At 56.5% G+C, this 1,663-nt stretch carries 2 protein-coding genes and 1 pseudogene; all 3 read right to left on the reverse strand.

Annotated features, from left to right (window positions below):
* On the reverse strand, positions 1-340 hold a 340-nt coding region (locus J5224_RS26910; RefSeq protein WP_264628219.1), incomplete at its 3' end, for a ClbS/DfsB family four-helix bundle protein.
* Positions 341-424: 84 nt separating this feature from the next.
* Complete coding sequence (locus tag J5224_RS26915; protein WP_264628220.1) at positions 425-1,087, reverse strand: HAD hydrolase-like protein; 663 nt, start codon at positions 1,085-1,087, stop codon at positions 425-427.
* 10 nt (positions 1,088-1,097) lie between these two features.
* Positions 1,098-1,663, reverse strand: a pseudogene (locus tag J5224_RS26920) (Bcr/CflA family drug resistance efflux transporter); the annotation flags it as partial.

Consider the following 1,663-nt stretch of genomic DNA (forward strand, 5'->3'; position numbering starts at 1 on the left):
CGGCGATCAGACGTTCAATCACCTGCGTAAAGGGGAGTGCCTCATAATCGTGATAGAATTTTTGTGCCAACCGACCCAGCTCATTCCATTTGAACCCTGTTTCAGGAAAATCAATGGGCTCACCGGCGGCATCCCGCGCCAGCCATTTCAGCACCAGTTCATTCCATCCCAACAGATAGGCGGCGAGGTTGTTCACGCTCATCATCGTGTCTTTAGCGTGTCCCGGCAGGCTTGGTTCATCCACAACTGCGGCAGGCACCTGCGCAAACTCCTTGCACAGCTTACTGAATTCGCCGTCGATTGCCGCCAACAACGCGGCTTTGTCTTGTGGAACCGCCATCCTCTTTCCCCGTCTTAACGCGAATACTGCTGAGCGATAAGACTACCGCACGTTGATATCCCAGACAGTGATCCTGCTCCGATACTAACGCGCGGACGTCGTGGCTAGCGCATGGATAGCCGGAAGCAAATCCGCTGGCGATTGGCACAACCGGTCTGCGCCGCTGCTGACCAACTCTTGTAACGAGCCATATCCCCAGCGTGCGCCAATCGATAACAGGTGGTTATGCTGCGCGCTAACAATATCTTCTTTACGGTCGCCGACCATGACCGATATGGAGGGCGGCAAACCCTGCTTGCCCACCAGATGCGCCACCAGCAGCCGTTTATCGTCCATGCTGCCATCCAGCGGTGTGCCGAGAATGTCGTCAAACAGCGCGCTGATGCCGATACGCGCCACTATCCGTTCCGCAAAAGGTTGTCGTTTTGAGGTGGCGATAAACAGCCGATGTCCCTCGGCGTGCAGCGTTTGAAGCACCGGCTCAATGCCCGGATACATCAATCCCTGAAGTAACCCGACGCGACCATAATGTTCACGATAGAGCGCCACCGTCTGCGCTACGCGATCGTCACCAAACGGTGCCAGCAGCGTCGCGACAATCTGATCCATCGGTGGCCCAATCAAGGCGGTGATGTCCGTCTCTTCGGCCATACGGTGCCCTTGCTGTTCCAGCGCGTAGGCCAGACTGGCGCGAATCCCCGGCACAGAATCCACCAGCGTACCGTCCATATCGAAAATAACATTCATCCCTTGTTCCTTAATCGGGTTCACCTGCCGCGTTTTTGGTGCCGACACCGGTCACCATTGCCGCACTGGCGACGGTAAACAACGCCATAATCCATGCCATGGTCCACGGCGTGCCATCACTTAACCACGCCAGCAACAGCGAGGAGATGATGCCGCTACCGTATTGCAATGCGCCGATCAACGCCGAGGCCGATCCGGTCATGGTCGGCACGGCGTCCAGCGCGGCGGCGGTGGAGGTTGCCGCCACGATGCCGTTCATCGAGAAGAAAACAAACACCACGATAGCCAGACTGCCGCCCCACTGCATCTTGACGGCCACCGCCATAACCAGCATGGCCAACGCTGCGATCCGCGTGGCGTATTTTACTAATATTTCCAGCGTAAAGCGCTGCACTACTGTGCGATTGACCAGACTCAGGGCCATCACCCCGAGAATATTGACGGCAAAAAGCCAGCCATAGTGCTGCGGATCAATGCCGTAATAACGGATGTAGACCAACGGCGATCCGGCAATAAACGCATAGGCCGAGACATAATAAAAGGTCACACACAGGGTAAACCGGCGATAGCTCGGGT

The organism is Candidatus Symbiopectobacterium sp. NZEC135 (assembly GCF_025962695.1).

What these genes read in the sequence shown, in the direction of transcription:
- J5224_RS26915 (WP_264628220.1), bottom strand. Translation starts at nt 1,087, where the DNA reads ATGAATGTTATTTTCGATATGGACGGTACGCTGGTGGATTCTGTGCCG.